Origin of the sequence: Acrocarpospora catenulata, assembly GCF_018476525.1 — a bacterium.
Taxonomy (GTDB): Bacteria; Actinomycetota; Actinomycetes; order Streptosporangiales; family Streptosporangiaceae; genus Acrocarpospora; species Acrocarpospora catenulata.
In genome coordinates this window covers 36,752-57,876 of the sequence record NZ_JAHCST010000034.1, presented here as the reverse complement: position 1 = coordinate 57,876, position 21,125 = coordinate 36,752, and the positions used below count along the sequence as shown (strand labels likewise).

At 70.3% G+C, this 21,125-nt stretch carries 17 protein-coding genes; 12 read left to right on the top strand and 5 right to left on the bottom strand.

Annotated elements, in window-relative coordinates; genetic code table 11:
* Positions 1–62: 62 nt before the first annotated feature.
* Positions 63–944 (top strand): AraC family transcriptional regulator, encoded by an 882-nt coding sequence (locus KIP79_RS28575; RefSeq protein ID WP_308169935.1) that lies wholly within the window; start codon positions 63–65, stop codon positions 942–944.
* Positions 945–949: 5 nt separating this feature from the next.
* Here KIP79_RS28575 and KIP79_RS28570 read toward each other — a convergent pair whose 3' ends face one another.
* From KIP79_RS28570 to KIP79_RS28555, 4 genes are all read right to left on the bottom strand, one after another.
* Entirely contained in the window at positions 950–1,849 is a 900-nt protein-coding gene (locus KIP79_RS28570) for a hypothetical protein (RefSeq protein WP_214108031.1), read from the bottom strand.
* 25 nt (positions 1,850–1,874) lie between these two features.
* A complete protein-coding gene (locus tag KIP79_RS28565; RefSeq protein WP_214108030.1) occupies positions 1,875–3,020 on the bottom strand; it encodes an AAA family ATPase in 1,146 nt (381 codons plus the stop codon).
* Positions 3,017–3,667: a nicotinamide riboside transporter PnuC gene (pnuC, locus tag KIP79_RS28560; protein WP_214108029.1), complete on the bottom strand. Its 651-nt coding sequence runs from the start codon at positions 3,665–3,667 to the stop codon at positions 3,017–3,019. The genes KIP79_RS28565 and pnuC overlap by 4 nt, the downstream gene beginning before the upstream one ends.
* A gap of 122 nt (positions 3,668–3,789) precedes the next feature.
* Positions 3,790–4,719 carry an NADP-dependent oxidoreductase gene (locus tag KIP79_RS28555; protein WP_214108028.1) on the bottom strand — a complete coding sequence of 310 codons (930 nt, stop codon included), beginning with the start codon at positions 4,717–4,719 and terminating at the stop codon, positions 3,790–3,792.
* 87 nt (positions 4,720–4,806) lie between these two features.
* On the opposite strand from KIP79_RS28555, the gene KIP79_RS28550 reads away from it, so the two are divergent.
* The 4 genes from KIP79_RS28550 (at position 4,807) to KIP79_RS28535 (ending at position 9,355) form a co-directional block, all read left to right on the top strand.
* Positions 4,807–5,736: an AraC family transcriptional regulator gene (locus KIP79_RS28550; RefSeq protein ID WP_214108027.1), complete on the top strand. Its 930-nt coding sequence runs from the start codon at positions 4,807–4,809 to the stop codon at positions 5,734–5,736.
* A gap of 262 nt (positions 5,737–5,998) precedes the next feature.
* Positions 5,999–7,834: a Xaa-Pro dipeptidyl-peptidase gene (locus KIP79_RS28545; protein ID WP_214108026.1), complete on the top strand. Its 1,836-nt coding sequence runs from the start codon at positions 5,999–6,001 to the stop codon at positions 7,832–7,834.
* 178 nt (positions 7,835–8,012) lie between these two features.
* The gene (locus tag KIP79_RS28540) at positions 8,013–8,516 is read left to right on the top strand and encodes a DinB family protein (RefSeq protein ID WP_214108025.1); all 504 of its coding nucleotides are present in this window, start codon (positions 8,013–8,015) and stop codon (positions 8,514–8,516) included.
* 53 nt (positions 8,517–8,569) lie between these two features.
* A complete protein-coding gene (locus KIP79_RS28535) occupies positions 8,570–9,355 on the top strand; it encodes a phosphotransferase enzyme family protein (RefSeq protein ID WP_214108024.1) in 786 nt (261 codons plus the stop codon).
* Between the two features lie 67 nt (positions 9,356–9,422).
* Here KIP79_RS28535 and KIP79_RS28530 read toward each other — a convergent pair whose 3' ends face one another.
* Complete coding sequence (locus KIP79_RS28530; RefSeq protein ID WP_214108023.1) at positions 9,423–10,130, bottom strand: hypothetical protein; 708 nt, start codon at positions 10,128–10,130, stop codon at positions 9,423–9,425.
* A 387-nt stretch (positions 10,131–10,517) separates the two neighbouring features.
* Here KIP79_RS28530 and KIP79_RS28525 point away from each other — a divergent pair, with 387 nt between their 5' ends.
* From KIP79_RS28525 to KIP79_RS28495, 7 genes are all read left to right on the top strand, one after another.
* A complete protein-coding gene (locus KIP79_RS28525) occupies positions 10,518–11,306 on the top strand; it encodes an endonuclease/exonuclease/phosphatase family protein (RefSeq protein ID WP_214108022.1) in 789 nt (262 codons plus the stop codon).
* Between the two features lie 89 nt (positions 11,307–11,395).
* Positions 11,396–13,375 (top strand): helix-turn-helix domain-containing protein, encoded by a 1,980-nt coding sequence (locus KIP79_RS28520; protein ID WP_214108021.1) that lies wholly within the window; start codon positions 11,396–11,398, stop codon positions 13,373–13,375.
* A 146-nt stretch (positions 13,376–13,521) separates the two neighbouring features.
* Positions 13,522–14,814: a hydroxymethylglutaryl-CoA reductase, degradative gene (locus KIP79_RS28515; RefSeq protein ID WP_214108020.1), complete on the top strand. Its 1,293-nt coding sequence runs from the start codon at positions 13,522–13,524 to the stop codon at positions 14,812–14,814.
* 6 nt (positions 14,815–14,820) lie between these two features.
* Entirely contained in the window at positions 14,821–16,884 is a 2,064-nt protein-coding gene (locus tag KIP79_RS28510; protein ID WP_214108019.1) for a hydantoinase/oxoprolinase family protein, read from the top strand.
* Positions 16,885–16,899: 15 nt separating this feature from the next.
* On the top strand, positions 16,900–19,053 hold the full coding sequence (locus KIP79_RS28505) for a hydantoinase B/oxoprolinase family protein (protein ID WP_214108018.1): 2,154 nt from the start codon (positions 16,900–16,902) through the stop codon (positions 19,051–19,053).
* Complete coding sequence (locus tag KIP79_RS28500) at positions 19,050–20,300, top strand: CaiB/BaiF CoA transferase family protein (RefSeq protein WP_214108017.1); 1,251 nt, start codon at positions 19,050–19,052, stop codon at positions 20,298–20,300. The genes KIP79_RS28505 and KIP79_RS28500 overlap by 4 nt, the downstream gene beginning before the upstream one ends.
* Complete coding sequence (locus tag KIP79_RS28495) at positions 20,301–21,095, top strand: enoyl-CoA hydratase/isomerase family protein (RefSeq protein WP_214108016.1); 795 nt, start codon at positions 20,301–20,303, stop codon at positions 21,093–21,095.
* Positions 21,096–21,125: the final 30 nt, after the last annotated feature.

The following is a 21,125-nucleotide window of genomic DNA, read 5'->3' as shown; positions in this document are numbered from 1 at the left end:
TCCGAAGTGAGAAGGATCGTGCATCCTTGCACAATCCTCTCTTTGCCAGGAACCGTGGCCGGGTGCTTCAATCAGGGGCCATGGCCCTCGACGAGTTGCGCTCCCTGATCAGTCGCCACGCCCGGCCCGATCAGAGCACCGCCATCGACGGCGTGCTCATCTCCAAGGCCGATCGGCCGTATCCGCCGTCGCCGTCGATGTCCGGCACGGTGCTGGCGCTCATCGCGCAGGGCACGAAACGGCTGGCGCTGGGCGATCGGGTGTATGAGTACCACGCCGGGCAGTTTCTCGTCACCTCGGTCGACCTGCCGGTCAACGGCCATTTCACGGAGACCCCGGCACTCGGCATCGGCCTGACCCTGCACCCGCCCATGATCGCCGAGCTGCTGCTCCAGGCGGCCCCCGGCGACCTCCCGCACATCGGCAACGGCGCCCACTCGGCCATCGCGGTCAGCGACGCGCCGGACGAAATGATCGACGCGGCGATCCGGCTCCTGCGCCTGCTCGACCAGCCCCGCGACATCACCGTGCTCGCGCCGATCATCAAACGCGAGATCCTCTGGCGGCTCATCACCAGCGACCAGGGCGCCATCGTGCGCCAGCTCGGCCTCGCCAACAGCGGCGTCATCCACATCGGCCGCGCGGTGCAGTGGATCCGCGACCACTACACCCAGCCCTTCCGCGTCGAGGACGTGGCACAACTGGTGGGCATGAGCGTCTCCGCCTTCTACCGCAACTTCCAGACCGTCACCGCGATGAGCCCCATCCAGTTCCAGAAACAGATCCGGCTCCAGCAGGCCCGGCTCCTGCTCGCCACCAACCCCAACGACATCGCCGGCATCAGCCACCGCGTCGGCTACGACAGCCCTTCCCAGTTCAGCCGCGAATACCGCCGCCAGTTCGGCACCCCGCCCAGCCAGGACGCCGTCCGCCTCCGCGTGTGACCCGGTCAGGTCTGGCGTGGATCGAAGTGCGGGAAACCCTGAGCCAGATGGATGCCCACCTCTCCCCGCAACAGGGGCAGGCCACTACTGGAATCCAGCACCACCCGGTCACCGAGAGCGCCGCCGAGCTTCACCTTGATCTGGTCGATGCGCATCATCGCGTTGCAGACCGTGACGTCCTCGGGCCGTACATCCACATCGACGACCACCACGCCCGAGGTCTCATACACCCTCGCACCGTGCGTCGTGTCGCATGTGCCGTGCCCGTAGCGCAGTTCCAGTTCGTCCGGCGTGACCGTCTCGTAGGTGAACGCCTCCTGCATCTCGCCCTTTCGCCACTGCGGTGGCGCGCTTATCGCGGACGGGTCCACGGCGACCCGCCGGAACGGCCCTGGGACGCCTTCCACTCTGAAATCCCACGTGGGCACCCGGACCGGCCCCCGGCTGCTGGCCACGGTCGCCTCGCCCATCGTGGCGCCGATCACGCGTAACGGTCGGCACCCCGCGGCCGGGCACTTTTCGTCCACGAAGGCCCTGGGCTTGCTCATCCGGTCATAGGCGGCCCTGGCCGAGACGACCGGCACGGTCAGCGTGGACCCGTCCTCCCAGTTCAGGACGGCCGGGGCGGGTTGCGCCGCCGAGAGATCCATCTCCAGCTTCCAGACGCTGTTGAGCTCGCTGACCGGCGCCCACTTCGGCGCCTTCCGCCAGTCCGTTCCCAGTGCCAGGGTCTCCAGCGGGACGAAGCCCGCACGCCATCCTCGTTCCTCCGGCGAGCCCTCCCAACGCTCGGCCACCTCCTGTGCCCGGGCGGTGAAGTCGCCCATAGTCGCGGTGTCCGTTCCCCGCACAGTCCCACAGGCCGCCAGCATCGCCATGGCTCCCGCGATGACAAAGATCCGCATGCCTAAAGAGACGCTTCCCCGGTCGCTACGGTTCGCGGCCAAGGGCTCTCAGGCGGGGCTGGAGCGGCGGCGCGAAGGGGCGGCCGGCGGCTACCAGGGCGTCCACCGCCTGGATCGCGGTGGCCAGGCGAGCTTTGTGCGGCCCTGTGACGACGACGTGCGGAAGCCCGCGATCGGCGAGTTCCTCGCGGAACCGCCGGTCCATCTCGTGGCGGACGTGCTCGCCGTCGCGCCAGCCGTCCTGCTCGAACGGCATGCCGTCGACGCTTGTGTGGATCCACAGGTCGTGCCGGGCCCGCTCGTGGACGCGCAGGACGTCCTGGCTCACCGTACCGAGGTAGCGCTCGTGCCACAGGGCCGTACTGAGTGCGTCCGTGTCGCAGAACAGCAGCGGCGAGCCGACCCGTGCGGCGGCCTCCTCCCACGCGAGCTGTCTCTCCGCGATCAGGGTGAACTCCTCCGGCTCCCAGTGGAGGTCGTCCAGCCACGGCTCGGGTTCCCCCGCCGCCCTGGCGGCTCGGCAGGCCAGGGCGAGCTTCTCCTCGCAGTACGTCCTGCCGTACTCGGGCACCCACCGGGTGGCGGCCCAGACGCCTCCCCGGCCCGCATAGTGATCGGCCAGTGCGCGGGCGAGTGTGGTCGTACCGGTCGACTCGGCGCCCACGACCACGACGCGCCAGGCCAGATACGCCCGCACGGCCGGGGTCAGCCAGGGCCAGGCGGCCATGGGGTTCTCCCGCACCATGGTCCCGCTCACCGGGTGGCGTTCGCGCCCGGGGTCGATTGCCACGTGCTCGGCCGCGAACCTGCGGGCCAGCTCGGGGCCGTACGGCTCGGCGGAGAACACGGCGTCGACCTCGGGGCCGTGCGCGCCGTGGGCCAGGACCAGCGCGTGCCGGAACACCTCGACGTGCGCGGCCCAGATCTCCGGGTCGTCGTAGTCGATCTCGATGTCGTCGATCACCGGCGCCACCACCACGTTCGGCTGCGGATGCGCCTCCCGCAGCCACGCCGCACGACAGGCCACGGGGATGCTCTCCACGCTCGACGCCGCCACGACCACCGTGACGAGCGCACAGTGCTCCGCGGCGGTGTCGATGAGGTGGTGGTGGCCCGCGTGCGGCGGATAGAACTTGCCGATGACGAGACCGTGCGCGAATCGGCCGGTCATGCCGCGGACACCGCCGCGGAAGCCGCCCGGGAGGCCAGGTCGCGGCGCCACGCGAGCAGCCCGGCGACGCACAGCGCCAGGAAGATCACGTACAGGGCGCTGGTGAGATAGAGGTTCTTGTACGCATAAAGCGGGATGTAGATGAGATCCGCGGCGATCCAGAGCCACCATGACTCCAGCAGCTTGCGGCACTGGCCGTACGTCGCCATCAGGGACAGCGCGGTCGTCAGCGCGTCCCACACCGGCACGGACGAGTCGGTCCACACCGACAGCACGACCGTGAGCAGCACGGTCACGGCGGCGCCCGCGAGGACGAGCGCGGCCAACTCGACGCGACCGGCCCTGGACACGGTGAGCGAGGTCCGCCCGGCTCCCCCGTACAGCCACTGCCACCAGCCGTAGAGGCCGAGGACGACGTAGACGATCTGCAGCGCGGCATCCGCGTACAGGCCGACGGCCAGGAACACGAGCCCGAGCAGAACGACGTTCGCCACACCGATCGGCCAGTTCCAGACATGCTGGCGGACCACCAGCCAGACGGTGAGCACCCCCGTCGCGAACCCGAGCAGCTCCGCCCAACTCGTCGACACCCCACCGAGGGTGATCGCAGGCTCCAGCAGCGGGCCCAGCACATCGGTCAGCGCCACCACGACCTCCATAATCGTCGAACTGACGATAACAGCCCGTCAGCCGAGCGAGAAGGCCAGGCCCGCGATCCAGGTCCCCCTCCATATGGCCAGGTCGGACTCGTTGCCTTCCAATGACCAGCTCATACCGGGCTCCTTCCCGGGACGAGAACCGTCTTACCTGGGAGCCGGCCGGTCTCAGCCTCACGGTGTACCGACGGAAGCTCGGTGAGCGGGCGGGACGCGGCGACGTCGACACGCACCACGCCGGCGTCGACCAGCTTCACCAAGGCGGCGAGGTGATCGGTGTCGTTGCGCACCACGAAGCGCACTGCTCTGAGCTGCGCTGTGGCGAACTGTCCGACCTCGACCGTGGCGGACACCAGCACACCACCCGGCCGGATCAGCGGCACCAGCTCCGCGGCCTGCGAGGAGTCGATCACGGCGAAGTTGAGCAGCGCGTCCACCGGCTCGTCCAGCGCGTCGACCACAGATGTGGTGGTGTAGTCGACGATCCGATCGGCGCCCAGCCGCCGGACCGCCTCGGCGCCGCGTGGGCCCGCGGTGGCGATCACGTACGCCCCGAGGTGCTTGGCCAGCTGAACGGCGAACCTGCCGACCGCGCCCGTGCCGTTGACCAGCACCCGCCGGCCCGGCTTGAGGTCCGCGTGCTCGACCGCCTGCCACGCGGTGACCCCGGCGATCGGCATGGCCGCGGCATGGGCCAGCGGAACGGAGGCGGGCGCCGCCACCAGGACCTCGGCCGGGGCGATCGCGTACTCGGCCGCCGCGCCACCGTCGAGCCGGCCGATGACCCGGTCTCCGACGGCGAACGCGGACACTCCCGCACCGACCTCGGCGACGACCCCGGCGACATCACCGCCAAGGGTGTACGGCAGGTCGAGCGGGAACACCGAGCGCAGCAAGCCGCGGCGCAACCCGATCTCGGACGGGTTGAACGATGTCGCGGCGACGTGGAGGAGCACCTGGCCGTCGCCAGGCACCGGGCGGGGAACATCGTCATGCCGGATGACCGACACATCGCCGTACTGATGGATTCGCATAGCTTTCATGCGCCCAACCTACGAACGGGACTGAAGACGCTGAATGCTTAATGATCCTCGTTTTATACGTGATCGTCTCGGTCATAGACTCGCGCGATGGATGTGCTGAGCGACGTGCTCGCGGTCATGCGTACCGGCCAGCCTCGTTCGGTGCAGGTCACCTGGCACGCCCCTTGGGCGCAGCGGTTCGCTCCCGTGCCCGGTGCCGTGGGCTTCCAGGTGATCCTGCAGGGGGCGTGCTGGCTCATCCGGCCGGGCGACGACCCACTGCCCTTGGCCGCCGGGGACGTCGTGTTCCGTCCCCACGGTCAGGGCCACGCCCTGGCCGACAGCCCGTCCACCCGGTCCACCGCACCGGCGTGCCGTCCAGACGACCTCGCCGTTCTGCGGCGATACGCCGTCGACACCGACGGCACCCCTTCCGGCACCGGCGGCCCGGCCACCGTGATCCTCTGCGGTGCCTACGAACTCGACCCGGCCCTCATCCACCCGCTCCTGCATGACCTGCCGGAACTGGTCCTCATACCCGCTCATCTCGACCAGCGCCCCGAGCTCCGGGCCACCGTCGACCTGCTCGCCACCGAACTGGCACGGCCCCGCCTCGGCACCGACGCGCTCATCCCGGCGTTGCTCGACACGCTCCTGCTGTACATCCTGCGCAGCGGGCTCCGCGACACACCCCGCGCCACGGGCTGGGCCGCGGCACTCAACGACCCCGCCACCGCCACAGCGCTACAGGCCATGCACAACGACCCCGCACGGCCGTGGACCGTCGCCGCGCTGGCCGCCGAGGCCCGGCTGTCACGCGCCCCGTTCGCCCGCCGCTTCGCCGCCCTCGTCGGCCGGCCACCGCTGACCTACCTCACGTGGTGGCGCATGACCACCGCCGCACGACTCCTCCGGCAGACCGACGCCCCGCTGAGCACCATCGCCGGCCAGGTCGGCTACACCTCCGAGTTCGCCTTCGCCAACGCCTTCAAACGCCGGTACGGCACCGCACCCGGCAGGTACCGGCGCCAGGGGTGACGGGCGTCTCCACAGCAACAAATGCCCTAAATGGCCTGATCGAGATTGAACTGAGACAAAACAGCCATCGAATGACATTCGGCGAGCCTAGATCATTCTTGGGGCGCCTTCTTTCGGTCCACCGACCTGCATGGCGCCGATTTTCCGGTCCCTAGCTGATCGTTCGGGAAGGTTTGCCATGTCTTTGTCACGCCGGAGAATGGGCCAACTGGCACCAACCTCTTTACGCCGCGGCACCGCTGCTCTGGGTCTCGCCGCCGCCATGACCCTTGCCGGGGTTCCCGCGATCTCGGCCACCGCCAACGCGGCCGTCGGACCGGTCTTCGTGGACGGCATGGCCCAGCCGGTGTTCTCCACGAACCGCAACGACTGGATCCGCGAGGAGATGTGGATCGAGACCCCGATCGACAGTGACGGCGACGGCCGGAACGACCGGGTGCACGCCGAGGTCACCCGGCTCCGGGAGACCGAGACGGCCGGCTTGAAATCGCCCGTCGTGTACGAGGTCAGCCCGTACTACGCGGGCGGCAACCCGATCACGAACCACAACGTCAATCACGAACTCCACGAGGCGCTCCGCCCGGGCAAGGGCTGGCAGAACCGCGGCGGTTCGGTGAAGGAGCCGGCGACCGACGAGCGGCTGGCCGCCACGACCGCCACGGCCGACGCCGAGGAGGCCGCGACCGGCACCGGCCCGCAGCCCGCCATCAGCACCAGCCACGAGTCCAACTGGCTGCCCCGCGGCTTCGCGGTGGTCCACGCCGAGTCGCTGGGCAGCGGCAAGTCCGACGGCTGCCCGACCACCGGTGGGCGCAACGAGACCATCGGCGCCAAGTCCGTCGTGGACTGGCTGAACGGCCGCGCGAAGGCGTATGACGCCAGCGGCAGGGAAGTCACGGCGACCTGGACGACCGGCAAGGTCGGCATGATCGGCACCTCGTACAACGGCACCCTGCCCAACGCGGTCGCGAGCACCGGCGTCGAAGGCCTTGAGGCCATCGTGCCGATCTCGGCGATCTCCAGCTGGTACGACTACTACCGCGCGAACGGCGCCGTGGTCGCACCCGGCGGCTACCAGGGCGAGGACGCCGACGTGCTCGCCGAGTACGTCTACACCCGCGCGGACAAGCAGATCTGCCAGAGCGTCATCGAACAGCTCGCGAACGCGCAGGACCGGGTCACCGGCGACTACAGCGCCTTCTGGGACGAGCGCAACTACATGAACGACGTCGACAAGGTCCACGCGGCGGTGCTGGTCGCGCACGGGCTCAACGACTGGAACGTCAAGACCAAGCACGCCGCGCAGTGGTACGAGGCGCTCAAGGCGCGCGGCGTCCCGCACAAGATCTACCTGCACCAGGGCGGGCACGGCGGCTCCCCCAGCCTCAACGTGCTCAACCGCTGGTTCACCCGCTACCTGTGGGGCTACGAGAACGGCGTGGAGAACGACCCTCGGGCGCTGGTCCAGCGCGAGGACAGGACGCTGGTCGAATACCCCGAGTGGCCCGAACCGGCCGCGGCGGCCACCGAGCTCAACCTGGCCCCCAGCACGGACGGGACCTTCGGCGTCCTCACCGACGACAAGACCCGCGTGGGCCAGCCGGTGACCGAGACCATCGTGGACGACGCCTCGAAGCGGGCGCTGGCCCTCTCCGACGCCGTCACGTCCCCCAACCGCCTCGCGTACAAGTCGGGGACGCTGACCGGCGCGGTCCGGCTCAGCGGCACGCCGCTGGTGTCGCTGCGGATGAGCTACGACCAGCCGGCCGCGAACGTCACGGCCCTGCTCGTGGACTACGACCAGAACGGCAAGGCGAAGATCATCACCCGGGGCTGGGCGGACCCGCAGAACCGCAAGTCGATCTCGAAGACCGAGCCGGTCAAGCCGGGCAGCCCGTACCGCCTCGACTTCGACATGCAGCCGCATGACTACGTGTTCCAGACGGGACACCGCATCGGCATCGTGCTGCTGTCGAGCGACTACGAGTACACCATCCGCCCCACCCCCGGCGCGACCCTGCACCTCGACACGACAAAGAGCACGGTCACCCTGCCCCTCGTCGGCGGAACGGCCGCTTTCACCACGGCCAACGGCTGACCCCAGCCCCAACCAGCCGGGCGGGCCGCCAATCGGCGGCCCGCCCTCGTCGTCGCCGGTCCCCACCCTGGGGTCGAGGCCTCCGGTGGAATCAGCCTGGCTGGGCACATCCGGCCGCCCCTGCCCCGAGGCGGGAAATCAATCGACACCCGCGTGGCCGTCGACCAGGATTCGGCTCATGATCCGAACTGACACGCCCCAGGACTGGGACGAGCGTCCCACGCTCACCACCTTCCTCGACTACGTCAGGGCCACCGTTCATGCAAAATGCGACGGAGTATCGGAGGAGCACGCGCGCAGCGCTCCCCTGTCCACCTCGCCGCTGATGACGATGTCCGGCCTCGTGAGCCATCTGCGCTGGGTCGAGTACTCCTGGTTCCAGATCGTCTTCCTCGGGGAGGAAGACCGCGGACCGTGGACGGACGACGACCCTGACCGGGAGATGCGCATCGCCGTAGAGGTGCCCCTGGCCCAACTCCTGGCCGAATACGAGGCCCAGTGCGCCCGGTACCGCGAGCTCGTCGCCTCCCACGATCTCGACGACCGGGCAAAGCGACCGATCCGTGACGGCTGGCACGTGACCCTGAGGTGGATCATCATGCATCTGATCGAGGAGACAGCCCGACACAACGGGCATCTCGACCTACTCCGGGAGATGGCCGACGGCGTCACCGGCGCCTGATCCGCTCCCAAACCCTGTCGCCGGTTGAGAGCGGTCCGGGTTTACTGCCGGACATGGACGATGTGCAGCCTGATGAAGAGCCGCTCTCTGGCGGAAATGTCAGTATCGGAGTTGTTCGGGTGGGAGACACGGTGCGTCGTCCTGCCGGTCCCTGGACGCCCGCCGTACACGCCTTGCTCACTCATCTGCATGAGGTGGGATTTCCAGGTGCTCCTCGCCCTCTCGGTATCGACGACCGAGGGCGTGAGGTGCTGACCTTCGTGCCCGGCGCGGTCGTATGGCCGGATCATTTCGCCCTGCTGGATCCCGTCCATCGGCTTGCGCGCGTCGCGCGTCTGATCCGAGATTTCCATGACGCGGTGCAGGGCTTCGTACCGCCGGCAGACGCCTGCTGGCGGGTGTTCATCCCGGCGGACGGTGCCGACATCATCGCTCATCACGATCTGGCTCCGTGGAATCTGGTGGTGAACGGTGATCAGGAGTGGGTGTTCATCGATTGGGACGGAGCAGGGCCCGGGACCCGCTTGTGGGATGTCGCCTACGCTCTGCACGGATTCGTCCCGCTGTCGGCGCACCCGACCTGGCAGCGTGACGACGCCGCGATGCGGCTACGGATCTTCGCTGACGCGTACGGACTGGATGAGGCCCAGCGTCAGTGCTTAGCGCCACTGCTCAGCCAGCGCACTCGTGCAATGCATGATTTCCTTCGGCAGCAAGCCATCGACGGTGTCCAGCCATGGGCGAGGCTGTGGCATGAGGGTCACGGTGACGCGTGGCGGAGCGACGCGGAGTACATCGAGCAGTATGAACAACTCTGGTTTGGCGCCCTGATGTCGTGATCGCGTCGATCAGCTCGCCTCTGGCCGCCAACCGCTTCTCCTCCGTGACGGCGGCAAGGGCGTCACGTTACGCGAATGGGAATCCGCTGAATGCGCCGTTGAAGCAGTGCTGAGCGTGGTGACGCATTCGGGAGCCGTAGTCCGGGTGGGTCTCCAGGGCGGTGATCCCGCGTGAGAAATCGATGTCCAGCACGCCGGCCATGTGCGCGAGGTACACGTCGAAGCCGGGGTACTGCACGCCGAATTCCGGCACGTCGCGAGCGAGGTCGGCGTAGTAGAACACGGGGTACTCGCCGAACTTGTCCGGTTCGTCGGCCACGAGGACCAGATGAAGGCCGACGCTTCGTCCCGGGCTGGGTAGCGGCAGGCATTCCTCGAAGCGGGACAAAGGTTGAAGCGCGTCGCGTCCCCAGATGTCGTTCCAGGACACGCCCTCCTCGTCGGGCTCGTCGAGGTCGGTGCCCTCGTACCCGCGTATCTCGATCGTACGGACGAAGTCCGTCAGCGTGACCCGGGCGAGCTGACCGGTGTCCTCGGCGGCGAACCAGCCGGACCGGCGCAAGAGGCTGGTGTCGAAGGCCAGCCACTTACGCAGGCCAGGCGGGAGCGGCCGACCACTCGGCAGCGTCAGCTTCTCCAGCGACTCGGCCGCCATCGGCTCGGGTTCACCCTCGATCCACGGCCCCAGCCACCGGTCGTGTTCGGCGAACAGGCGACCTGGGTTGGCCGCAACCGACTCGATGACCCGGTCGACAAGTTCAGCTCCATGATCCACGGGCGCGAGGCTACCAGCGCCGGCAACGCCGCGTAGGTCACAGTCGTCGGTGACAGTCCGTAGTGAGCGCGCGGGTCAGACCGCGCCGTCGGGAAAGCGTGCGGCCAAGCGCGGGTACCGGTCGAGCTGAGGGCAAGGTGATGGGTGATCGTAGAGATCGCCTGCCAGACCTGGAATGATCACTTCCCGGAGGGGCGTAAGTTTCCGAGTCCGTGGCAGTACTCGTCAAGGAACAGGGGCCCGCATGGACGACGACGCGATGCGGACGAAGGTGGCCGAAGAACTCCAGGCGCCTCCGTCCCCGGTCCTTCTCCGAGATTTGAGCGACCTGGCGGTCTCGTCGCGTCGGCGCCTCACGGACACCTCGCCTCGCCTGAGTGCCCGCGCATGAAGGTGATGACCCTCAACGTGCTGGTCGGCGGTGAGAACCGCTTCGGGGACCTGCTTACGATCATCGCGGCGGCGCGGCCGGACGTGCTGGTGCTGCAGGAGTGTGTCGGCTGGGAGGACGGCGCGAGGTTGCGCGCGGTCGCCGAGACCATGGGTGTGCAGGCCGACGGGAAGCACACGATCGTCGGGGTGGCGAACGCGCGGTCGAGCGGGCGACGCTACAACGTGTGTGTGGTGTCGCGCGCACCGATCCTCCGGCGGCGTGTGCACACGCCGCCGACGCTGGCCCACTGCATCGTCGAGGCCGAACTGGCGTGGCCGGACGCCGAGGAGCCGCTGCTGCTGCTCGGGACGCATCTTGTGTACAGCGATGAGGATTCACGGCTGGCCGAGGTCGAGGAGTTGCTGAAACTGGCCCCGCCGGAGCGGCTGGCCGCCCGTCCGTGCGTACTCGCCGGCGATCTCAACGCGCTCGACCGTGACGATCCCTACCCGGCCGATCTCGACCACCGGCTCACCGCAGCGGGCATGCACAAGTACGGCCACCCGCCCCGCTTCGAGGTCATGGACCGCCTGCATGCGGCCGGCTGGGTCGACGCGCTACGCACTCTGCCACGATCGCACCGCTGGGTCACCGCCCGGCGCAACAGGGGGAGCGCGACTGTGGACACACGCACCGACTACATCCTCCTCTCGCCGCCGCTGGCACCCCGGCTCGCGGGAGCCGAGGTGATCGACGTCGGTTCGGCCTCCGACCACCACGCGCTGGCGGCCGAGCTTTCCTAGACCGCGGAGCCTGATGCGGACGATCCTCCTGATCAGCGCGTCGGCCCAGTTGGCTCCGGCACGTGAGACGGGACCCATATGCTCGGGACATGGCATTGCCCGCGCAGCGGGCGCTGGTCCCTCTGGAGTCGGTGCTCGGGCTGCTGGACCTGCTGCTCGATGAGACGGCCGACGAGCAGCGCGCCGTCGCGCCGCTCGCCGAGTCGCTCGACGGCGCCGAACTGAACAGCGTGCTGCGGCGGACGCGGCAGGTGCGGGCGGCGCTGGCACGGTGGCGCCGGCGCGATCAGGAGCTGTCCGCGTTGCTGTCCAGCGCGCGTGAGCTGGCCGAACTACGCGATCTGGACGCGCTGCTTGACCGCCTGGTGGCCCGGGCGCATGGCCTGGTGGGCACCGACGTGACGTATCTGTCGGAGTTCGACCAGGAGACCGATGAGTTGCGGGTGCGCTCGACGCTGGGCACGTTCGCGCCCGCGTTCCGCCGGCTTCGGGTGCCTCCGGGAAAGGGCCTGGCCGGCAAGGTCGTGTCTACGCGCAGCCCGCAGTGGACGACGAACTACGACCACTATCTCGACGTCCCGCATGACGCGGAGATCGACGAGGCCGTACGGGCCGAGGGGCTGGTGTCGCTGCTCGGTGTGCCGCTGGTGGCGGGCGACCGGGTGCTGGGGGTGCTGTTCGCGGCCAATCGCGACGAGCACGCGTTCACGCCCGAGGAGATCGCCCTGCTGTCGGCGTTCGCCGACCACGCGGCCGTGGTCTTGCAGACGGTGCACCTGCTGGCACAGGCCCGCGCGTCGGCCGAGGCGGCACGGGCGGCCAACGAGGATCTCGCACGCACCATGGCGGCGAGGGAACGCGCCAGCGCGGTGCATCAGGACCTCACCAATGCGGTGCTGCGCGGGGGCACCGCGCACGAGGTGGCCCGGACACTGGCCGCCTCACTGGGACGGTCGGTGGAGATCTTCGACCGCGACCTGGCCCCACTCGCCTCTGCGCGAACCGACGCCTCGCGAGAATCCTCGGCGCGGACCGATACCTCGCGGGAGCCCTCGGCGCGGACCGACGCCTCGCGGGAGCCCTCGCCCGTGACCGCGCACGTACGCGCCGCGGTCGAGCGCAGCCGTACCACGGGGCGGTGCGTGTTCCTGGGCCCGTCGGATGACGGAGCGTCTGTCGTGGTCGCCGTGGTGGCCGCCGAGACGCTGCTCGGCGCGATCCTCGTCGGCCACGGCGAGCTCGCGCTGGGCTCGGTCGAGCGGCGCACGATCGAGCGCGCGGCGCAGATCGTGGCCCTGCTGGCGCTGAAGCGGGAGGCCGTCGCCGAGGCCGAGGAGCGGGTGCGCGGAGAGCTGATCTCCGACATCCTGCTGGGCGACGGCGCGCACCGCGAGGAGCTGATGTTGCGGGCCCGCGCCCGCGGGGTCCGTCTGGAGTCGCTGCGCATGGTCGTCGCGGTGCTGGTGCCACGTGACCGGCGCAGGGCGGCGGTGCAGGCGCTCGGCACCTGGCGCCCCGGCCTGCTGGCCGGTGAGCACGCGGGCTGTGTGGTCGTGCTGACGGACGCGGCCGACCCCGACAGCGCGGCGACCGAGGTCCGCGAGTGCGTGCGCCCGCTGACGGGGGCGCCGGTGCTCGTGGTGGCCGACGCGCCCGTCGCCGCCTGGGGCGAGCTGGGCGCCCGATTCGAGCCGCTACGCCAGTGCGCCGAACTGCTGCACGGCATGGGCATCCAGGACACGGCCGTCAACGCGGCGGCCTACCAACCGTACCTGGCCCTGTTCGGCGCAGGACGCGACGGGATCGTCGCGTTCACCCAGGCGGTGCTCGGGCCGGTGCTGCGCTGGGACCGCGATCATTCGACCGACCTGGTGAAGACGTTGCGCACCTACGTCGACTCGCACTGCGGCCCGGCGCGGGCGGCGCGAGCGCTGAACGTGCACATCAACACGGTCAACCAGCGCCTGGACAGGATCACCCTGCTACTCGGCCCCGCGTGGCGCGAGCCGGAGCCGTTCTTCCGCGTCACCGTGGCCGTACGTATGCACGCCCTCGCGACCGGTCTGTGATCTACGTCGATTCACACATGGCAGTGGCATCAACGGCGTGTGATTCACCCATGGGCGCGGCGTTCCGCTCAGACCTAACCTTCCGGACAAGCCGTTTGCGTTTCGGCTCGGTTATCAGCCTGTTTCGGCGGTATGCGGGAGGCATCGTGGGTGTTCACAGCCGGCTGACGGGGTTGCGTGACCTGTCGCCCGGAGAGCGGCGGGCCCTCGCCGCGAAGAGCGCGGGGCTCGATCCCGGCGCGCTCGACGTACTCGATCCGGCCGCCGGGCTCACCCTGGACCAGGCCGACCACATGATCGAGAACGTGGTCGGGGTCCTCGGCGTGCCAGTAGGCGTGGCCACGAACTTCAGGGTCAACGGATCCGACGTCCTGGTGCCGATGGCGACGGAGGAGCCGTCGGTGGTCGCCGCGGCGAGCAACGCCGCGCGCATCGCCCGCATCCACGGCGGCTTCGCCACGACGTGCTCGGCGCCGATCATGCAGGCGCAGGTGCAGGTGCTGGGCGCGGCCGACCCCCACGCGGCGCGGCTGCGGTTGCTGGAGGCGCGCGGCGAGCTCGCCGAGCTGGCGAACGCGCAGGACCCGCGCCTGGTGGAGTTCGGCGGCGGCGTACGGGACATCACCGTACGGCTCGTGCCGTCGGGCGAGGACGTCTACGTCGTGCTCCACCTCGTGGTCGACGTGCGGGACGCGATGGGCGCCAACGCGGTGAACACGATGGCGGAGGCCGTGGCGGCCCGGGTGGGTGAGATCGCCGGAGGCCGTACCCTGCTGCGGATCCTGACCAACAAGGCGGACCTGCGCCTGGCCAGGGCCCGCGCCGTCTTCGACGCCGAGGCCCTCGGGGGCGCGCAGGTGGTGCGGGACATCGTGCACGCGGCGGCGCTGGCCGAGGCCGATCCGTACCGGGCGGCGACGCACAACAAGGGCATCATGAACGGCGTCACCGCCGTGGTGCTGGCGACGGGCAACGACACCCGCGCGGTCGAGGCGGGCGCGCACTCCCACGCGGTCGCCCCGGACGGCCGCTACACCTCCCTGTCCCACTTCGAGCGCGACGCCGAGGGCAACCTGTCCGGCTCGCTGGAACTGCCCATGGCGGTCGGCCTGGTCGGTGGGGCCACGAAGGTGCACCCGGTGGCGCGCGCGGCGGTGCGGCTGCTGGGGGTGCGGACCGCGAGCGAGCTGGCCGGCATCGTCGCCGCAGTCGGGCTCGCGCAGAACCTCGCCGCGCTGCGGGCCCTGGCCACCGAGGGCATCCAGCGCGGACACATGTCACTGCACGCGCGCAACGTGGCGGTGACCGCGGGCGCGAGCCCCGAGGAGATTCCCACGGTGGTCGCGCGCATGCTCGCCGCCAAGGCGGTACGCGCCGACCGTGCCGAGCAGATCCTGGCCGAGCTCCGTGCCGGAGCCGGTGCAGTAGAAGGAGGCTGAGCAGCCATGGTTTTGGACGTGGGCATCGACGTCGGGGGCACCTTCACCGACGCCGTCGCCATCGCCGACGGCCGCGCCGTGCGCGGCAAGGCGTTCTCGACGCCGGATGTGACCACCGGCATCCTCGCCGCGCTGAGCATCCTGCGCGAGCAGGTCGGGCTGAGCGAGGCGGAGTTCTATCCGGCGATCGACCGGTTCGTGCTCGGCAACACCATCGTCACCAACGCGGTGGACGAGCAGAAGTACGCCCGGGTGGGGCTGCTGACCACCCAGGGCTTCCGGGACACACTGCGGATCGCCCGCTCCGCGCGTACCGACGAGCGCGACTCGCACCTGCTGGCGCCGCCGCCGGACATCGTGGACCGGCGTCTGATCGTCGAGGTGCCCGAACGCGTCGACGCGCACGGCACCGTGCTGGTGCCGCTGTCACCGGAGGCCGTGCGCAGGAGCGTGGAGCAGGTGCTGGCGGCCGGCGCCGAGTCGATCGCGGTGTGCCTGCTGTGGTCCTTCCGCAACGACGCGCACGAGCGGGCGATCGCCGATCATCTGCGTGAACACCACCCGGACGTGCCCTACTCGCTGTCCAGCGCGCTGACGCCGGTGTACCGGGAGTACGAGCGCATGGTGACGACGGCGCTGGACGCGGCGGTCAAGCCGATCGTCGCGACCCACTTCCAGCAGCTCGCCGACGCCCTGGCCGCCAGGGGGCTGCGCACCAGAGTGCAGATCATGCAGGTCCACGGCGGGTTCCTCTCGGTCGAGGAGACCGCGCGGGCGCCGATCTCGATGTTCAACTCCGGCCCGGTCGGCGGGGTGACCGGCGCGCGCCTGCTCGGCATGCGGCTGCGCCGGCGCCGGGTGCTCACCGCCGACATGGGCGGTACCAGCCTGGACGCCGCCGCGATCATCGACGACGAGCTGCGGGTGCTGCCGCGCGCCGAGATCGGCGGGCTGCCCACCAGCCTCACCGCGGTGGACATCGAGACCATCGGCGCCGGGGGCGGCAGCCTGGGCTGGATCGACGGCCGCGGGGTGCTGCGCGTCGGCCCGCACAGCGCCGGTTCCGTGCCAGGGCCCGCCTGCTACGGCAAGGGCGGCGAGCGTCCGGCCGTGACCGACGCCGCGCTGGTCATGGGGCTGATCAACCCCGAGTACTACCTGGGCGGGACGGTCACCCTGTCGCCGGGCAAGGCGCGCGAGGCGATCCGGCGGCACCTCGCCGACCCGCTCGGGCTGTCCGAGGACGCCGCCGCGCACGGCATGTACCGGCTGGCGACCTCGCAGATGGCCAACGCGCTACGCAAGATCACCGTCAACCGCGGGCACGATCCCCGTGAGTTCACCCTGGTCGGCTTCGGCGGCGCCTGCGGGCTGTTCGCCGCCGCGATCGCCGCCGAGACGGGAGTAGGCGAGGTGATCATCCCGCGCAACGCCGCCGTGTTCTCGGCGTACGGGCTCATGCACGCCGACTCGGTCTTCTCCGCGGTCCAGACCAGCCCGTGGACGATGGACCAGCCGGCCGAGACGCTGGAGCGGGAGTTCGCCGCCCTGGAACAGCGGGCGCGCGACTGGTTCGACGCCGAGGGCATCCCCCAGGACCGCCGCGCGATCTTCCGCGAGGCCGACATGAAGTTCGTCGGCCAGATCTTCGAGGTGACCACACGCCTGCCCGAGGAGCCGTTCCGGGAAGGCGACAAGGAGACGCTGCGCCGCCGGTTCGTGGCGGACTACGAGGCCGAGTTCGGCACCGGCACCGCGTGGACCGAGGCCGAGGTGCTGCTGGTCAACTCGCGGGTACGGGCGGTCGGCCGCACCGAGACCCAGACCGTGACCGAGACCCCCGGCCAGGAGCGGCACACCGCCACCACGCGGGAGGTCGTCGAGCCGCTGTCCGGCCACCGCCGCCGCGTCGAGGTGCACCGGGGGTTCGGCGCGCTCGGCAAGGCCGAGGGCCCGTGCCTGATCGAGGAGCCCGACACCACCGTCTACGTGCCGCCGGCCGCGGCGGTCGAGGTCATCGACGGCGGGCACTTCCTCATCCGCCTGAACCACGCCGGCGACGCCGCCTGATCGAAGGAGACCCCCGTGAGCTCACCGACATCCGACGACTTCGACCCGGTCACGCTGGAAGTGATCAGGATGCGCCTCGACTCGATCGTTGAGGAGATGGGCATCGCGATGATCCGGTCCTCCGGATCGCCCGTCATCACCGAGGCCGGTGACTTCAACACCGCGCTCTTCGATCCCGAGGGACGTATCTACGCGTACTCGGACTACGTGCAGTTCCACATCGGGTCGGGCAGCGTCGCCGTCCGCAACCTCGTCGAGGTCATCCGGGGCGAGCCGCTGTATCCGGGGGACGCGTTCATCTGCAACGACCCGCACACCGCGGGGGCGAGCCACCCGCCGGACACCAACGTGATCTCCCCGATCTTCCACGGCGAGCAGCTGATCGGCTGGGCGCAGTCGCAGGCGCATCTGCTCGACGTCGGGGGCATGACCCCCGGCGGCTTCGCGCCCGGCGCGTACGACTGCTACAGCGAGGCGCTGCGACTGCCGCCCGGGGTCAAGGTCTTCGAGCGGGGCGAGCCGGTCGAGTGGGTCCGGCGGATCCTGCTCAACAACGTCCGGGTCCCCGTGCCGTACTGGAACGACGTGCGCAGCCTGGTGGCGAGCAACAACACCGGCATCCGCCGGCTGCTCGCCACGATCGCGGAGTTCGGGCTCGACCGTTTCCGGGCGTACACGCGGCGCAACTTCGAGATCGCCGAGCAGGTCGTACGCGACCGGCTGGCCCGGCTGCCCGACGGCGTTTGGGAGGCGGAGGAGTGGACCGAGCACAACGGGCACACTGACGATCTCTACCGGGTCCGATGCACGCTGACCAAGCGCGGCGACCAGGTCACGCTGGACTTCACGGGGTCCAGCCCGCAGACCGACGGGTTCGTCAACTGCAGCTACGGGGCTCTGGTGGGCAGCGTCGCCACCGCCGTCGTGCCGATCCTGGCGTGGGACGTGCCGTTCAACGAGGGCGTCATGACGGCCTTCGAGGTGATCGCCGAGCCGGGGAGCATCGTCAACCCGCGCCCGCCGGCGCCGATCAGCAACGGCCACCTCACCACCGGGGCCCGGGTGAGCAGACTGATCACCAAGCTGTTCAACGAGCCGTGCCGGGCCAGTGACGACCCCGTGCTCCGGGAGCGTACGCAGGGCGTCTGGGCCGACTCCTGGACGGGCGGGATCTCGGCCGGAACCCGTGACGACGGCGAGTACTTCGTGCTGTTCAACATGGACGGCGGCGGCATGGGGGCCGGCGCCCAGCCCGAGGCCGACGGCCTGGACTGCGCCGGAATGATGACGCAGATGAACAACATGCTGCCGGACGTGGAGATGAACGAGATGCTCTACCCGGTGCTCTACCTGTGGAAGCGGCTCTCCCCCGCCAGCGCGGGCCACGGCGCGAACCGGGGCGGCCTCGGCCACGAGTTCGCCTGGACCCTGCACGGCGCGAGCGAGGTGACACAGACCGTGTTCGCCCCCAGCGCCCAGGTGCCCGCCGACGGCTACGGGGGCGGCCTGCCCGGCGGCGGCAGCGGCCACCTGCTGTGCCGCGACACCGACGTGTGGCAGCTCATGTCCGGCGGCGCCGTCCCCACCGAGGAGAACCTCACCGCGGCCACCAGGCAGTTGCTGGACATCAACCAGTACGACCTCACCGTCCGGCGCGGCGACGTCTTCGTCCAGTGGATCGCCGGGGGCGGCGGCTACGGCGACCCCCTGCTGCGCGACCCGGCGCGGGTCGCGCGGGACGTCGGCGACGGCTACGTGACCGCGGCCGTGGCCGAGCGCGTCTACGGCGTGGTGCTCGACGGCGACCAGGCCGACCTCGCCGCGACCGCCGGGCGCAGGGCCGCGCTCCGCGCGGAACGGCTCGGCGGCACACCCCCCGCGGCGACGGTCCCGGACACGATGATCGGCGTCGCCGGAGCCTCCGTCCCGCACCGGGGACGGGACGGCCACTGGTACTGCCCGGCCAGCGGCGCCCTGATCAGCACCGCCGACGACTGGCGTGACGACGCTCTGATCCGGACCCGTCCCGCCGCTGAACGCCTCGCCGAACTCGGCGTGCGGATCCGGCCCCGGTCCGGAGAGCCCGCCGTCCTGCTGGAGGAGTTCGTCAGTCCATCCTGTGGCACCCTGCTGGAAACCAGAGTCCGCGTGGAGGTGGGCGCCCGATGACCGCCGAGACCTGGGAGGGCGACGACCCCGCCCCGGCGGGGCGCGGGCCCCTCGCCGGAGTCGTGGTGCTGGACATCACCCGGGTGGTCGCGGGCCCGTTCTGCTCGATGATCCTCGCCGACCTCGGCGCGACGGTGATCAAGGTCGAGCGGCCGAGCGACCCGGACTACGCCCGCGACTTCCCCCCTCACCTGGCGGCCGCCGACGGGAGCACGTTCAGCGCGTTCTTCGCTCAGTACAACCGCGGCAAGCTCGGGCTCACCCTCGACCTGGCGACGCCCGACGGGCAAGACCTGCTCAAGCAGCTCGTGCGCCGCGCCGACGTGCTGGTGGAGAACTTCCGGCCGGGCACCATGGACAAGCTCGGCGTGGGGCCCGCCGTCCTGCGCGCGGAGAACCCCCGTCTGGTCTACACCGCCATCTCCGGCTTCGGCCAGACCGGGCCGTACCGGAGCAGGCCGGCCTACGACAACTCCGCGCAGGCCACCGGCGGCCTGTGGTCGATGAACGGCTACGCCGACCGGCCCCCGGTCCGGGTCGGCACGATCATCGGCGACCTGTCGGCCACCCTGTACGCCGTCATCGGCACCCTGGCCGCGCTGCGGCACGCCGAACGTGCCGGTGAGGGCCAGCTCGTCGACGTGTCGCAGCAGGACTCGGTGCTGTCGCTGACCGAGAACGCGGTCGTGTCGTACACGGTGAACGGCGAGGTGCCCAGGCCGCTGGGCAACCAGCATCCGTTCGTCCGGCCGTACGAGCTGTATCCGTGCAAGGACGGGTACGTCTTCTTCGGTGGCTACACCGACAAGTTCTGGCGGCTGACGTGCACGATGTTCGACCGTCCCGAACTCGCCGGTGACCCGGAGATCGACACCATGGCCAAGCGGTTCGACCCCGATGTCTACTCCAACCGGATCCGTCCGCTTCTGCTCGACTGGTTCGCGTCACGCACCCGCGCCGAACTCGAAGAACTGGCCGGCGACCAGGTGCCGCTGAGCGCGGTCAGGAACATCGCGGAAGTGGTGGACGATCCACAGATCGCCGCCCGCGACATGATCGTCGACGTCGAGTACCCGGACTTCGGGCCGTTGCGGATGTTCGGCCAGCCGATCAAGCTCGACGTCACCCCCGCCCGGCCGCGTACGCTCGCCCCGCGCCCCGGCGAGCACACCGACGCCGTACTGCGGGGCCTGCTGGACCTCTCCCCGCAGCGGATCGCCGAGCTCCGCGCCGCGGGGGTGATCTGATTGACCATCGGCTTCGCGCGGGACGGGTCCACGGCCATCATCTCCTTCGCCCGTCCCGCCAAGCTCAACGCGCTGACCCTGGCCATGTACGACGAACTCGCCGACGCCTTCGTCCGGGTGCGGGACGACGACACGATCGCCGCGGCCGTCCTCACCGGCGAGGGCGAACGCGCGTTCTGCGTCGGCGCGGACCTGAGCGAGTCGATCCCCGCGCTGGCCGAGGGCCGGTTCGACATCTCCCGCTGGGACGGCGCGCACCAGAAGCACACCAGCCTGTTCAAGCCGGTGATCGCCGCGGTCAACGGCCTGTGCCTGGGCGGCGGGTTCGAGATCATGCTCTCCACCGACCTGCGGGTCGCGAGCGAGCACGCCGAGTTCGGCCTCCCCGAGCCGGGTGTCGGAGTGGTGCCGGCCGGAGGCACGCTCGCCCGGCTGACCCGGCAGATCCCGTACGCCTGGGCCATGCGGTTGCTGTTGCTCGGCGAGCGCGTCCCGGCCGCCGAAGCGCTGCGGCTGGGGCTGCTCAACGCCGTCGTACCGGCGCAGGAGGTGATGCCGACGGCGCTCGCGTGGGCCCGCCGGATCGGCGAGCTGTCCGGCACCGCGGTCGCGACGATCAAGGAGGCCGTTCTGCGCCTGGGCGACCTCCCGCTCGACCAGGCGTTCCACGCCGAGGCGCTCTACGGGCAGCGGGCGTTCACCTCGCCCGACGCCCGCGAGGGCCTGGCGGCCTTCGCGGCCCGCCGACCGCCCGAGTTCCCCTCACGCAAGGGGCAAGCGTCGCCGGGTCCTTGACCTGGTCGAGACGAGCGCCTGGCTTGCGCG

Bases quoted from the DNA above. Each gene is read 5' to 3' on its own strand.
- KIP79_RS28525 (WP_214108022.1), top strand. From the start codon at position 10,518: ATGAAGGTGATGACCCTCAACGTGCTGGTCGGCGGTGAGAACCGCTTC.
- KIP79_RS28535 (WP_214108024.1), top strand. From the start codon at position 8,570: ATGGACGATGTGCAGCCTGATGAAGAGCCGCTCTCTGGCGGAAATGTC.
- KIP79_RS28500 (WP_214108017.1), top strand. From the start codon at position 19,050: ATGACCGCCGAGACCTGGGAGGGCGACGACCCCGCCCCGGCGGGGCGC.
- KIP79_RS28555 (WP_214108028.1), bottom strand. From the start codon at position 4,719: ATGAAAGCTATGCGAATCCATCAGTACGGCGATGTGTCGGTCATCCGG.
- KIP79_RS28570 (WP_214108031.1), bottom strand. From the start codon at position 1,849: ATGCGGATCTTTGTCATCGCGGGAGCCATGGCGATGCTGGCGGCCTGT.
- KIP79_RS28545 (WP_214108026.1), top strand. From the start codon at position 5,999: ATGACCCTTGCCGGGGTTCCCGCGATCTCGGCCACCGCCAACGCGGCC.
- KIP79_RS28565 (WP_214108030.1), bottom strand. From the start codon at position 3,020: ATGACCGGCCGATTCGCGCACGGTCTCGTCATCGGCAAGTTCTATCCG.
- KIP79_RS28510 (WP_214108019.1), top strand. From the start codon at position 14,821: ATGGTTTTGGACGTGGGCATCGACGTCGGGGGCACCTTCACCGACGCC.
- KIP79_RS28540 (WP_214108025.1), top strand. From the start codon at position 8,013: ATGATCCGAACTGACACGCCCCAGGACTGGGACGAGCGTCCCACGCTC.
- KIP79_RS28550 (WP_214108027.1), top strand. From the start codon at position 4,807: ATGGATGTGCTGAGCGACGTGCTCGCGGTCATGCGTACCGGCCAGCCT.
- KIP79_RS28520 (WP_214108021.1), top strand. From the start codon at position 11,396: ATGGCATTGCCCGCGCAGCGGGCGCTGGTCCCTCTGGAGTCGGTGCTC.